Below are 13,364 nucleotides of genomic sequence, written 5' to 3'. Positions count from 1 at the left end.
CTCAGGGAGCGCAGTCGAGCTTGACCGGCGCGGCGTGCGCGGGATTGACAGCGGCGTCCCCGCCATCGTCGCTGCCGCAAGCCGTCAGCGTCAGGGTGGCCAGCACCATCGCCGTGCCGATCCACAAGCAGGGCGACAGCGTGTCGGCCGCCGAGACGATGCAACGCCGCAGCGTCATCAGGGTTGTCTTCATGTCGGTACACCGGGTGAGGTAGATGGATCGCGAGACGCCAGGCGTCGGCGCGGCATGCAAGGCACTCGCGCCCGCCGCGCCGACGCTCATGATCAGAAGGCGATGAGCGGCCCGGCGCCCAGCGAGGATTGGTGACCGGTCAAGCCCAGGTAGAGGCTTCTTCCGAGGAAGAACGGCAGCCCCAGGTACAAGGTCCCGGTGGCGCTCGACGGCGGCGAGCCGATGCCGTCGATCACCACCGCGTCGGCCGCGATGGCGCCGGTGGGATCGATCAGATTGATGTTGATTGCCTGCTGGTTGCTCGGGCCATCGCCGGTCGCGCCATCGGAGAGGAAGGTCGCGGCCACGTTGGTCGGTGCCGGCGGCACATAACGATTTTGCGAATTGGTCGCGACCGGCGCGGGAATCACGTAACTGTCCGTACCGCTGTCGACCAGCACCGGATTGGTCGAGCCGTTGACGTTCAGCACCGATCGCCCGCTGTTGTTCAGGGCGAAGGCGGTTACGCCCTGGGGCTGGTTGTCGGGCTGCGTGCCGATGCCGAACACCATTTGCCCGGCGACCGGCGCGGTACTGAACTTGTCGATGCTCGGCAGTCGGATGATGAGGCCGTTGTTGTCCGTGGCGAAGCTCGCGACCGGCTGGGTCGTCTGCATGTTCAGGGGAATGAAGGTCGGCTGGCATCCCCCTGCGCTCGGGCAGGAATAGTAGGTCGTCGACACCGCACACCCCGCGCAATCCGAGATCGGCACGCCGACGCCCAGGATGCCGTTGCTATCCCGCAGCTTCCGACGTTGCTGCACGCCGTTCCTCGTGGCGCACTGGGTGGGTACCGGCAACAGGCCCTGGTCCACCGTGGCGTCGTCCGCCGGCGTGGCCGCGCCGTTGATCACGGCGATCGGCAGATTTTGCGCCGTCTCGCCCGCCATCTTCAGCGTGACGATCTTCATCCTCCCCCACGCATAACCGCTGCCATAAACAGCGCACGTCGATAGCGGGTTATCGTTCGCGTCGCGTTCGTCGGTGAACGAGGCACCGCCATCTGCCAGCGCGTAATCGAAGATCTTCAGCCCGACCGAGCCGGTGTCGACGATGATGTCGTCGATGGTCTGGCAATTCGTTCCCGCCGCATCGGAGCAGAGCGTCACCGACGTCAGCAAGCGGTTGTGGCCTGCCTGCACGGTGGTATTCGCGGTGTGGATGGTCGGCCGGTCGAGCCGGACCGGCTGGGTGTTGTCCGCGTACGTCGCCGGCACGGGTTTCGCTGTCACGGAGGAGCCCGGGTCGTTGTCGCCGCCGCACGATGCCAGCAGCACCGCTGTGGCGATATAGACGTACCGCAATGGTTTCAGCATGTTCATGATTCTTCAGATGTCGTCGAAATTTCTTGTGCCCACAGGGTTTCGGCATCGCGCGCACCGGTTGGCAGGCGACGATTCCGACGAGACTGAATAGCCTCCCCCTCTTGATTATGATTAGTTGTTCTTAATTATTGTCCGTCATCCATCGACGATGACACCTTGACTGGCGAAACGCAGCACTTTCGCCACGTTTCGCGCGATTGATACTAGCGGCACATCCCGATTCGAAAACTCAAAAATAATGAAATTCGGGACTTGAAACATCGATGTTTTCGAATATTTTCCCTGTATTCCTTTGGTCGGCATAGCAGCGTGGGAAACGATTCCCGTGTGTCGATTCAGAATTCCCTTTCTATGCCTGACGGCAATCAGACTCGCCGTGGAAAATGAAACAGGCGCTGATCGATGTCGGACATCGCCTCCTTTCGACGAGCCCGCCAATCGGTCCCATCGCTCCCCATCCACTCGCGGCATCGACTATCGATCGGATGTTTCGAATCATGCTTGTTCTGCATTCCGAATCGAATCCTCGCCTGCCGCGTTTTCCATCCCTATGGTGGCCTGAGACGTTGGACTCCCGCCCCAATCATGCTTTCGGAAACCCAAGATGCGCTGTCATGATTCTCGCCACGCCCTTCCTTCCAGGCTGCTCGCGCTGACCGAACGCGTTCGCGCCGCCTGGCGCCGGGCGGCCGGATACGATTCGGATTCGATCGACGCGAGTGCGCCACGCAGGCGCAGCCGAAGGGCCGGCGCGGGCCTGCTGCTGGGCGCGCTCATCAGCGCGGGCGCGCATGCCCAGAGCCTTTCGCTCGAGCCGGCGGCCGGCGTCGATCCCGCCACCGCCTGGTTCAACGGCAAGCTATATGCGCTATGGCGCAACCCCGGCCCGGGCGGCGACCTCGAATATGCCGTGCTCGACGGCTCGAGCTGGTCGCTGCAGGCCGCCGTCCCCAATGCGAACAGCGCCGTGCCGCCCTCGCTCGCCGCCTTCGGCGGGAAGCTCTACGCGGCCTGGAAGGGAAACCACGCCGATCAGCGGGTCTGGTATTCGGTCTACAACGGCACCAGTTGGTCGCCGCAAGCCGCGATTGCGGGCGCCACCAGCCTGGGCGGCCCGGCGCTATCCGTCTCCGATTCGAAGCTCTACGCGGTCTGGAAGGGTGAAGGCGCCGCCTTGGCGAGCGCCTCCTTCGACGGCAAGCGATGGTCCAGGGCATCGGGTTCCGCCGGCCCGAACCACGGGCCGATCGCCGCCGGCGGATCGCCGTTTTCGCCGCAGGACATCGCCGACAGCGCCTTGACCGGCGTCGACCAGGGCAAGTACGGCGATTGTGTATTCCAGGCAGCCCTGGTGGCGACGGCGATCACCGCGAAGGGCCAGGCGGCGCTCTCCAGGGCCATCCGCCAGAATGCGGACGGCAGCTTCACCGTGAGCTTCGCCGGCGATCCGCAACATCCCGTCAGGGTGACCGAGGACGAGCTGATCACCGCCCAGGTCCACGACAAGGCCAAATGGGCGCGAATACTCGAGGCCGCCATTGTGCTCGGTTATCCCGGCATGGCCGCCGGCGGCCATCCACCCGCCTATGCCTCGCACAGCAAGGCCGTGACGGGCTCCCCCGCCATCTATGCCCTCTACCTGCTGACCGGCACGTCGGCCGCCAAGGACCAGGCCGGATCGTCCGCGATCGGGATGCGAATCACGCAGGCCTTCGCCGACGGCAAGCCCGTGATCGCCTATTGCGCCAACAATGACGCCGGCGCGTTGGTCTCGGGGCACGAATGGACCGTCGTCGGCTACGACGCCGGCGCCAACCGGATCACCCTGCGTAATCCATGGGGCAACTTCAAGACGGCCGGCACGTCGAAGGGAGGAATCCACTACGACGGCCAGGCCCAGGTCAGCATGACGATGCAGCAATTCGGCCAGTTCTATCGGGAAGTGACCTTCGGCTTCGAGAAAGCCTGAGCAGCGAGGCGCCGGGCGCTCGCGCGAAATTCGGAAATCCCGGCGAACGCCCGCCCGCATCGGCAACGTGCTGATTACATCTGGAGCTGGCCGAGCAGCGCCTTCCTGTGACCTCCTCCCGAAAAACCGTAGCGGCGAGGACTGGAGATTTCTGGCAAATTTGAAGCCCTGACGGGCGGAAGGTTTGCATGAAGAAATCGAGGTACACGGAAGAGCAGATTGCCTTCGCGTTGAAGCAGGCCGAACTGGGCACCACGGTCACGTTTTGGGCGCAGTTGGGCGGGAAGACGGTCGATGATACTTGCAAGGAATCGCCTGAAACCCTTGCTGCATAAGGCTTTAGACTGGCCCGCCCTACACGATTCGAACGTGTGACCTACGGCTTAGAAGGCAGAAGGTCTTTGAGTTCTTCGATATGGATCGGCATAGAGATAACACCATAACTAACTGAAAAAAAACAATTTTTCAGATAACATCGAAAAATCGACGTTGACCTAAATTGATAAAAAATCCTAGAATTTGGTTACATGGCGGTTACATGGAAACTAGGAAACCCACCCCACGATGTCCAAGGTCAACTTCACCGTCGCACGAGTCGACGCCCACCAATGCCCTGACGGCAAACCGCAGGCCTTTCTCTGGGACAGCCGTGCGCCGGGCCTAGGGCTCCGCGTTACATCGAACGGCGTCAAGTCGTACATTTTCCAGTCGAAAGTACATGGCAAGACCGTTCGGATAACGATCGGCGATCCACGAAGCTTCACAATAGAAAAGGCTCAGGCTGAGGCCCGACGTCTGCAAACGCTCGTGAGTGAAGGCAAAGACCCTCGCGAGGTTGCGGCCGCAGAAAAAGAGAGCCAAGCCAGAGCGCGTACTGAACGTCTCGAACGCGAGGCTCTTGCTCGGAAAGCGGCGGAAGAAGAGTTACTACGGACATCCCTACTCGCGCGCACTGCTTGGAACGCGTACCTAGATGCTCCCCACGAAAAATGGGGGGAACGGCATCGCGCCGATCACCTTCAGGCAGCTGACCCTGGTGGGATTCCGAAAAAGCGCGGCCAAGGCGTCAGTGTCGCCGGTCCTCTTGCTCCGTTGCTCGAGATGCCTCTCTCGCAAATCAATGCCAATGTGGTGAAGACTTGGTTCCGCAGTCAGCAAGCTACGCGGAAGACGATGGCAACAAACGCCTATCGAAAATTTCGTGCGTTCATCCGATGGAGTGCAACGTCGGAGCAGTTTCGTGCAGCGACGAATGCTGATTGCTGTACCGACCCGGCAGTGAAGGACACCATCCCTCGCCAACGCGCGAAAGAGGGGGATTGCTTGCAGCGAGAGCAGTTGGCATCTTGGTTCAGCGCTGTCAGGGCCATACCCAATCCCGTCATCTCAGCATACCTTCAGGGGCTTTTGATTACGGGTGCGCGGCGCGAAGAACTGGCATCCCTGAAATGGACAGACGTTGACTTCCGCTGGCGCAGCATAACGTTGAACGACAAGGTCGAGGGAACTGGGGGACGCACTATTCCCCTATCGTTGTATTTCGCTGAGTTGCTGCAGCACCTCAAGCATCTCAACGAACTGCCTCCGAATCGGCGCCAAGCCAGAGAGCTCGAAACCCAAGGAAAGCAGTGGTCTCCTTCTCTATGGGTATTTGCGAGCAAGAAGGCTGAGGATGGCAAATTGGCGGAACCGCGGATCGCACATAACAAGGCACTAGCAAGCGTCGATCTACCTCATCTCAGCTTGCATGGGCTCCGGCGTTCGTTCGGCACCTTGTCCGAGTGGGTTGAAGTACCGACGGGAGTCGTCGCTCAAATCCAAGGTCACCGACCATCAGCGATTGCGGAGAAGCACTATCGTCGGCGCCCGATCGACCTTCTTCGGAAATGGCATGATGCGATCGAGATGTGGATGCTTGAGCAAGCAGGGATCGATTTTTCCGGCGAAAATTTATAATGCCGCTCAGGCCTGAACAATCCCCACTCGATTGTCAACCCAACGGCTGCAACCTTATCTGGACAAGGATGCAACTAGTTCATATGGCGACGATACCGCCAACGATACCGAAAAATACCACCAGCACTTACTGCCGCTCCGCGGACCGCAACGGAGATTCAGTACCAACTCTGCTAAAGCGGCCTCGAAGAGGAGGTACCTCGAGACAATTGGTGTTGGCAATACCGTCATCGATTCCGTCAAACATTTTCCAACCCAATCCGACCAAAGCCAGCCAGCGCCAGCACTCCAATTCACGTAGTTTGATCACAGGCGGGTTTCTCATTGTGGCTGTACAGGGCCAGCCCATAAGGGATTGCTCAATGTGGCGACGTACAGTTACAGACCTACCCCGCAGAACGGCAAAACACGGCGAGCCGGTCCGCAAGAAGCGACGCACTCAAGCCCTCGCCTTCAGAGAAGTGCCCGAACGCGATGTCGCGAAACGCAACGCGCGCGGTACCACAACCGTACGATGACTTGCTTCTGCTCAGTGTATGACTTCATGTCCGGCCACCGCAAGACACGGTCAAACCAATACACATAATCAAGGTTTGGTGCCTGAGAGACATCCATTTAGTACTTTCATCAGGTCTTCCGATCGCGACGTCTGACATGTCCAAATCACCTCGACGCGCCATCCCATCTTGGTCAAACGATCAACCGTCGCGGCATCCCTATTAACGTTGTTCTCGAACTTCCGCTTCCAGAATTCCACGTTGGTTGACGGCGTGCTTGCCCGCTTACAACCCGCGTGGCGATGCCAGAAACACCCATGGACGAAGATACAAAGCTTGTACTTCGGCAATACGATATCGGGCGTTCCGGGCAAATCACTCCGATGCAATCGGAACCGATACCCGAGGCGATGCAACGCACGCCGCACCAAAATCTCGGGGAGAGTGTCCTTGTTGGAAACAGCGGCCATATTCCTTGATCGCTGGTCCCGGGAAACGGTGTCGATCACAGCCCGCCTAGGCAGCCGCGTTATCGCCGGTAGCGACTGTCATGACCGGCGAGTTCGCCACAGCTTCACCAGCGGTGTTCACTGCAGCGGGCACGATTTGCACAGCACTGCCGACTTGTGCCTGCTTTCTGAAATCCAACCCAATACGAGACATAGAGCCACCCAGTCGCTGTAGAAGATTCAGGGCGTACTCGTACCGTAGCTGGCAAACAACCTTTGCAATGTGATTGACAATTTGAAGGTTGTCTTGGTCGTCCCGAGTCCGTCCTATCTTGATAGTCGTATCGCCTTCAATAAACCGTCCCGCATCCGCGGCGAACATTTGCTCCCACGAAGGAACATTCGTAGGTTCAGCATTTGGATAAAAAGTGAACGCCTCTATTCCACCACTCGTTCTGATAAACAGGAACGCATTTTCGTTTATTCGGCCCAATGCCGTTTCGGCACTAACTTTCATCAGGGAAACAGCGATGAAAGGCAAATAGTTGCCTAAACGCGCTCGCCATCCGCCGGTCTTTTGGCCCGGAACCAGATCACACGCAGGCGACAGACAAACCCAATACTGCGGGCCAGTATCCCGCTCCGGTGATTGCAATTCCAGAACATGACCTGTCGTCAGATGGGATCTATCAACAGGTTTTGTACTGTAGAAGTAGTTGAGATGGGTGAACACCTCGCTACTGTCCGGCTTGACATCCTTTACGCCAAAGCGCTTAAAGACGTCTTCCTTTCCTCGTTGTTGCAGATTGTGAAAAAGCCGGTGAGCAAACGGCTCGATGTCAGCCCTCATTTTGTCGCCCAAGGCCTCCCAATGGCGGTCAACCGAATGACGCACTGCACGGTCACGATCGCCGTGTCCGTCCACAGTTTCCATGAGCCAACCAGTCTGCACGAACTTATCGGTTAGAACCTCGCCTTCCGCGATCACCCCCCGCTCATCCATTTGCGCGCGCATCTTGCTCATCAGCAGCTGGTGAGGAACCGGACACCACGCATTCAAGGCTCGCTCCAGAACGTCGACGAGTTTGGCAGGCTCTTGGTGTTTGTTCACCACCGTTACAAAGAGACTCTTAGTACGAATCCAGTTTACATCGTCCGCAAAATCGAATGCGACTTGACCGAGGGATACAGGCGACATCCCCGCCGCCATAACGGAATGGCGCGACGCTAATGCCCAAGCCACAAGCGTCTTTGGTTCAATGCGCACCTGCCTGACGTTGCTCCCCTCGCCAATTTCTTTAACCTGCTTCTTGATATCCGGGGGACAGGTGCGAATCAAGTCGACAATCCGACCTCGCAGGGCCGTATTCATCATGATCCAGCCTGGGGTTCGCAGCTCTTCGAGATATTCCTTGCGATCAACCAGGTGGCTCAATGTGGCCGATACATCTTCGCCAGTCTCATCCTCCCACTCGTTAATCAACGGTTGGAGCGCCTCCTTCAGCGCGTCGTCAATCCCCTGCCTTTGGCGATGAACCAGGCCGGTAACGATTTCGTCAAAAACGGTTTGAATATTTCCCTCATAACCTCGTGTGTACACGATGACAAGGTTGAAGTGATCATTCTCCGCAAGCTTTCGCATAATTCCGATAGCTCTGTCCCCTCCCTGGTCAACCCCGAGAAGGTGATAATCCAGGATCATCAAATCGCTGTGGTGAAGGTACGGAGCGATTTTCAGTTCGTCTTCTGCATTGACCTCCTTGCCGTCATGCACGTCGACCAACCAGGGCCGCGGTCGATTTCGGCAGAGTTCAACCAGTTGCCGGACGCGCTCCACTTCCTCTTGGCGCAATTCCTTTTTTACTTTTTCCCTCTCCGCTTTTCCGGCATCCACGTGTCGTGACGCTTGAGGAACTGTGCCACTTTCGCCTGCGGCACTCTTAACCGAGCCTGGGGCTTGCGTTTCTGCAGGATTCATCGCTTCGACGGCTTGCGCCTTTGCAGAATTCGTTGTTTCGAGGGACTGTGCTGCAAGCAGACCATCCAACGTGGGGAAATCATCGTCGACAACGATCACACTTCGAATCGGAGCGATGTACACCTCGCGAACGAGATTCCCGTATTCCTGCTCCAGCGCTTCACTCATACTTAGCCCCGTTGAATTTGATAGCGAAGTTAGCACCAGGCAACTTCTTAGTATTTTGATCGACAACGTAAAAAATGGCGTGTCCGCCGGCAGCGAGGTTTGCACGGCTCAAATACAAACCCACACCGCGCCCTCCGCGAATCTTTCGCGTGAAGAACAACGAGAACAAATTGTTCTCGTCCTCCTTGTCTACACCAGGCCCTGTATCCGCGATCAGAACAGTCTCATCAGACACGCTCAGTTGAATGCGCCGCTCGCCGGAGGGGATACGTGAAACCCAGTAAATTGCATTATTTACTATATTCACAAACACGGGCATCACGCGTGCAAATTGATCATAAACCGAAAAATGCTCAAACTCTTTGGTCACCTCGAGTACTATGCCGTTTTCCAGAAACGTCGACCCAAGCAAACTTCTTAAAAACTCAGCTATTTCGTACCCAGAAATCCATTTACTGGACCGGTCGCCTGAAAGCTTGAGGGGTGATAGGAATCTCAGACGGTCAGAGAGTGACTCATGCCCCGTCTTAATAGCTTGATAGGCTGCCGTCCCTCTTAACTCCTCGGGCAGGCGTCGAAGCCCGTCCGCGATCGCGCCGTCAAAGCCTTCGATTTCGTGCCCAATAATTTCAACCGTAATTCCTAACTGTGCTAGCGCGTTAAGGCGCTGGATCTCTTCTCGCGTCGAAGCCGACTCATTTAGCGCGAAATTTACGAGATTCTCTACGTTCACGTCATCCTGAAGATTCTTCAACGTAGAGATGTACGCCTCAAACTTCTCCGAATTGTCCGTGTCGTGCCGCTCTTTCTCAAACTCAAGCTTTCTCAGCGTTTCAGTCAGCGTTGAATCCCCGGAATCCAGACTGGCCAGAAACGGCAGCGCAGCAGCGTGGTATGCCTTGTTCCGTTCGTCCAGGAGGTTCCCCAGTCGGCTCATCTCCGCACTGAGAAGCTGCTTCGCTTCCGCCGACCATTTACGCAAACGACCCTGAAGGAATGCAGCGTTCCTGCTCAATTCGGCATAAGCAATATCATGCGAGGACTTTGGCTTAACCGTGTCGATTGCTACGCTAAGCGTATCCCGCAGACGCGCCGTAAGATCACTAACCCTCGCAGCATTGGAGCGATACTCCTTGTAGCTTTCCTCAAGAGAACCTAACTTCGACGGTGCCGAGCCAAGCGACATTTCGGCCTGCCGATTTTTCAGATCCTCCAGCGTGCTGCGCATTGCGAGCAGACTCGATTCGTCCTTAGGCAGATTTTCGTGCTTCGCGAGCGTCGCGAGCTCTTCGAGCTGCGCACGAATCACTTTAATTTCCGGAAGGAACATGTCCAAGTTTTTCCGGAATTCTTTGCGTTTTCGCGTTCGGACCTTCTTTTGCTCCTCCTCGGCTCGCTGCTTTGCGCGATCGGCCTGGATCTGCGGGAGGATCTCCTGACGAAGCGAGGATGAGGTACCGAAATGGTGTCTCGCTGTCTGCATCAACGTGTTAATAACAAGATCGCGAAAAACCTTTGCTGCCTTGTTGTCGATAAACCCCTCGCGCCCCGCCTTATCTTTGAGGTTTGGATTCGTGTATCGAGAGAGAGACACGCGCCCGAAGATCCGTCGTATTGACCAGAACTCTCGACCGGCATTTCGCCCCCTCCGATGCTCAATTTCGAAGAAATCGTTATCTTCACGTCCATACGGTAGAACACGCAAACCATTACGATAAACCATAAAACCGGAGTATCGTTGCGCCTGTTCGACGAGTTTTTCGTGAACAGCCGCCTCGTGCGTAGAACTTGACGCAACTTGCTCAAACGTACCAACCCGCACGGTGAATGCGCCGACCCGAGCATCACTTCTCGTGGGTACCGAGAAAGGGGCGGTAATGGTGACAGTATTGTCCAGCCAGCGTCCAAACGCCTTTACTCTGCCTCGGAAAGTACCGAGTTCGTCAACTTCGCCGTCCAGCACGTGCTCAAGCTGCATCAGATCATGCAGAGAGAATATTTTCTCGTCCGACACGATATGCCGTGGGAAACTGCCCTCCCATGCCGTGCATGAATATCTGAACCGGTCTTCCGGCAAAATATCTTGCCCGGAATCGTCTAAATCATCGACCTTGATCTCCGGCGATGCATCCGCTGATGATTCGGCATTCCCAGAAAACGGATCGGTGAAGTTGATGAGAGTGCGGCTGAAACGCATGCGCGCTTGCTCAGCAGCTTGCTCATCTGAGCGGGCTATGTTTGTGTGAAGCTGCGCCTGAAGATCAAACGCGGCATCGGCAACCAGCATTGCGGTTCCGTGTTCGGATTCGCCGGACCAAACCGGCCATCGCTCCAATTGACGATCCGTAAAATTCGCATCGATAAGGACAGTCTCAACTGCCTCGCGCGTCGACGGCGACCGATTCGTGTTCTGCTCAAGTGCGTCCAGCTGAGCCCACGCACGCGTCAACCGCAATGTGCGGTCAGAGTCCTCGCCGTCTCCCCATATGTTTCCCATCAGCCTGTCGAACATCCGGGGCAATAGCGTGTGAAGTTCGTCTTTCGTTGCGAACTCAACAACGGGAATCCGGATGTCGTTGAGGAAAAGGAACGGGTTCTCGAACAATCTCCAGTCAATTAGCGACGCGACGAACGGAGTATTGCTTCGTTTTGAGACGAGCAGCATCAGCGGACCCAGCGCCGCTGCCGAAAGCCGCCCGATTCCTTTTTGCCCTTGCCGCTGCCGGATCCCCAGCCCGTTCCGGTCCGCTGCCGGCACATCTGAGTTAGTAGCCTTCGATTCTGTACCAACCACGAGCCACTTCTGCTCGAATTCTTCACGAGACATCCCGTGACCGTCGTCTACCAAGGCGGCCGTACAGATATCGCCATCAAATATGTGTAACTCCACGGAGCGCGCATAGGCGTCAAAAGCGTTCTTCCAGAGCTCGGTAATTGCGGTCGGACAGTCCGCAATCTGTTCGCGACCGAGATGATCGATCGTCCTAGCCCGGGTTTGAAACGCGACGGCGGTTATCATTTGTCGTTCTATGCCTTTAAATGACTGCGTTCAGTGCTCGTCTTATCGAATTCAGGAGAATTTTTCCGAGTTCTACGGGAACAGCATTCCCGATCTGCTGCCCCGCTGCCATTAGTCCACCCATAAACACAAAACTATCGGGAAACGTCTGAAACCGCGCAGCCTGTCGAACAGTGATTCCATGGTGCTGGGTCGGATGAACGAACCTCCCTTTCGACGGATTGATACAAGCCGTTGTCATGGTAGGTCCAGGCTCACGCGGGTCAATCCTCCCGTATACGTCTTTATGACCATCGTGATCGGCGTGGCATGCAAGTATGCGATTGGAATCCTTCCGGCTACCACCATTTGGGGGCGTTGACTTGAATGCGTCCACAATTTCCTGACTGTGCTGCATATGCACGTCATTTGGATCGTCCTTCGCGACTGGCTTTCTGAATATCTCTGCAGCAGGCACCCATGCCGCCAACGACAGATCGCGAGCACGATCCTTTTTGTCGCCATGGGTTCGCTTCGGAGGCCATTCCAGATCGAGCGTTATGTCATCCCGGATACCAAGAACGAACACGCGTTTTCGCCGTTGAGGAACACCGTAATCACGTGCATCGATTACTGCCGGTTCAGCTAAGTTATAGCCAGCCTCCGCGCCCATCTTGTAGAAGTCTAGAAGAAACTTTTTATGCCGATCCCAAAGAATGCCCGGGACATTCTCCATCAAAAATACTTTGGGACGGAGTTCCTGAACATATTCAAAGTATCGATGGATAAGCCTATTTCTCGGATCGTCGACACCCGCGTCATTAATTCGGTGAACAGAAAAGCCTTGGCAGGGAGGCCCTCCGAGGACGACGTCGCATTCTTTTCCTTCAGAGAAATGCGCTGCCGTCAACTCACTCGGATCAAATGACAAGATATTTTCTTCGTAAAGCTTCGCGCCGTTCGGACGAACAAGGTTGGTGCGATAGGTATCGCAGGCTTTAGGATTAAGTTCGACCGCGGCCTCGACCCGCAGGCCAGCTTCGCGAGCGGCGAGCGAAAACCCCCCTGCCCCCGCAAAAAGGTCAACACAATTGAGTATCCGTTTTGCCATCGAAATTCTTGTAAAAGAGCCGTCTTTCGATCACGAAAAAGCGTCAATGCGGACGCACTGACGGCATCGTGATCTGATTTTTAGCATGCTATTCTAGCGCAGAGCGGGCATAGATGGAGCGTCAAGAGCCTGCTGCCATTAGACGCGCTTCAACTACCTGGCCATCCGTCCGAACTCGGCTCGATAGCCCTATCGGAGGCTTGTCCGACCGCAGACTTCCCTGCTCCCGGCTCCGGCACGAACGCGACATTAGCCAACTTAGCGGCCATGCTTCCGCACTTGTCCGCACCTTCCGGAACGCCCATCGGCAGGCGCCTCGTTGAACCACCGCGCCAGCGCGCTCGAAACGTGCGTAATGCCAGCCCATCGGACCGCTCGGCCTGACCGCTTCTCGATTCAACCCGCGACCTGATGATTTGACCCGAAATAATATTGAAAGCATGTCAATTGCTCGGCAGACGGTCCCACTCCCCAATTTACCTTGGTCAGCGGGAACCATCCTATCGGTAGACACAGCAGGGCCGCCGATCGCCCAAACCCATGGCCGTGTCAACAACTGCGTCTAGATAGGACATCGCGGCAACGCTATGGCGCTCGCTGCTGCAGCCGAAGATTACTATGAAATTATAATATTAAATAGATATAAGCTATTTACAACAGGCTTTGCTGCCATTTTGTGGG

Annotated in this window: 9 protein-coding genes; 3 read left to right on the top strand and 6 right to left on the bottom strand. The window is 56.6% G+C overall.

What is annotated here, in order from left to right; all coding sequences use genetic code 11:
• Position 1: 1 nt before the first annotated feature.
• Positions 2 to 193: a hypothetical protein gene (locus AB4850_RS19650; RefSeq protein WP_414444672.1), complete on the bottom strand. Its 192-nt coding sequence runs from the start codon at positions 191 to 193 to the stop codon at positions 2 to 4.
• Between the two features lie 92 nt (positions 194 to 285).
• Positions 286 to 1,554 (bottom strand): DUF3443 family protein, encoded by a 1,269-nt coding sequence (locus tag AB4850_RS19645; RefSeq protein WP_414444671.1) that lies wholly within the window; start codon positions 1,552 to 1,554, stop codon positions 286 to 288.
• Positions 1,555 to 2,161: 607 nt separating this feature from the next.
• On the opposite strand from AB4850_RS19645, the gene AB4850_RS19640 reads away from it, so the two are divergent.
• The 3 genes from AB4850_RS19640 (at position 2,162) to AB4850_RS19630 (ending at position 5,482) form a co-directional block, all read left to right on the top strand.
• Positions 2,162 to 3,526 carry a hypothetical protein gene (locus tag AB4850_RS19640; protein WP_414444670.1) on the top strand — a complete coding sequence of 455 codons (1,365 nt, stop codon included), beginning with the start codon at positions 2,162 to 2,164 and terminating at the stop codon, positions 3,524 to 3,526.
• A gap of 188 nt (positions 3,527 to 3,714) precedes the next feature.
• Positions 3,715 to 3,861 (top strand): hypothetical protein, encoded by a 147-nt coding sequence (locus tag AB4850_RS19635; protein WP_414445688.1) that lies wholly within the window; start codon positions 3,715 to 3,717, stop codon positions 3,859 to 3,861.
• 229 nt (positions 3,862 to 4,090) lie between these two features.
• A complete protein-coding gene (locus AB4850_RS19630) occupies positions 4,091 to 5,482 on the top strand; it encodes a tyrosine-type recombinase/integrase (RefSeq protein ID WP_414444669.1) in 1,392 nt (463 codons plus the stop codon).
• 586 nt (positions 5,483 to 6,068) lie between these two features.
• Here the strand turns inward: AB4850_RS19630 and AB4850_RS19625 are convergent.
• Genes AB4850_RS19625 through AB4850_RS19610 form a run of 4 tightly spaced genes read right to left on the bottom strand, consistent with a single transcriptional unit; the run spans position 6,069 to position 12,683 of the window.
• Positions 6,069 to 6,488, bottom strand: coding sequence for a very short patch repair endonuclease (locus AB4850_RS19625; RefSeq protein ID WP_414444668.1), 420 nt, complete (start codon positions 6,486 to 6,488; stop codon positions 6,069 to 6,071).
• Positions 6,489 to 6,495: 7 nt separating this feature from the next.
• Positions 6,496 to 8,574: a response regulator receiver domain gene (locus tag AB4850_RS19620; protein ID WP_414444667.1), complete on the bottom strand. Its 2,079-nt coding sequence runs from the start codon at positions 8,572 to 8,574 to the stop codon at positions 6,496 to 6,498.
• Positions 8,567 to 11,593 carry an ATP-binding protein gene (locus AB4850_RS19615; protein ID WP_414444666.1) on the bottom strand — a complete coding sequence of 1,009 codons (3,027 nt, stop codon included), beginning with the start codon at positions 11,591 to 11,593 and terminating at the stop codon, positions 8,567 to 8,569. Before AB4850_RS19615 ends, AB4850_RS19620 begins: the two co-directional genes overlap by 8 nt.
• 16 nt (positions 11,594 to 11,609) lie before the next feature.
• A complete protein-coding gene (locus AB4850_RS19610; protein WP_414444665.1) occupies positions 11,610 to 12,683 on the bottom strand; it encodes a DNA cytosine methyltransferase in 1,074 nt (357 codons plus the stop codon).
• Positions 12,684 to 13,364: the final 681 nt, after the last annotated feature.

This window comes from Burkholderia sp. 22PA0106 (assembly GCF_047497155.1).
GTDB lineage: Bacteria > Pseudomonadota > Gammaproteobacteria > Burkholderiales > Burkholderiaceae > Burkholderia.
This window is presented reverse-complemented; position numbering and strand designations above follow the sequence as displayed.

Excerpts from the sequence above, each read along its gene's own strand:
- AB4850_RS19650 (WP_414444672.1), bottom strand. The coding sequence starts at position 193 with ATGAAGACAACCCTGATGACGCTGCGGCGTTGCATCGTCTCGGCGGCC.
- AB4850_RS19645 (WP_414444671.1), bottom strand. The coding sequence starts at position 1,554 with ATGAACATGCTGAAACCATTGCGGTACGTCTATATCGCCACAGCGGTG.
- AB4850_RS19640 (WP_414444670.1), top strand. The coding sequence starts at position 2,162 with ATGCGCTGTCATGATTCTCGCCACGCCCTTCCTTCCAGGCTGCTCGCG.
- AB4850_RS19635 (WP_414445688.1), top strand. The coding sequence starts at position 3,715 with ATGAAGAAATCGAGGTACACGGAAGAGCAGATTGCCTTCGCGTTGAAG.
- AB4850_RS19630 (WP_414444669.1), top strand. The coding sequence starts at position 4,091 with ATGTCCAAGGTCAACTTCACCGTCGCACGAGTCGACGCCCACCAATGC.
- AB4850_RS19620 (WP_414444667.1), bottom strand. The coding sequence starts at position 8,574 with ATGAGTGAAGCGCTGGAGCAGGAATACGGGAATCTCGTTCGCGAGGTG.
- AB4850_RS19615 (WP_414444666.1), bottom strand. The coding sequence starts at position 11,593 with ATGATAACCGCCGTCGCGTTTCAAACCCGGGCTAGGACGATCGATCAT.
- AB4850_RS19610 (WP_414444665.1), bottom strand. The coding sequence starts at position 12,683 with ATGGCAAAACGGATACTCAATTGTGTTGACCTTTTTGCGGGGGCAGGG.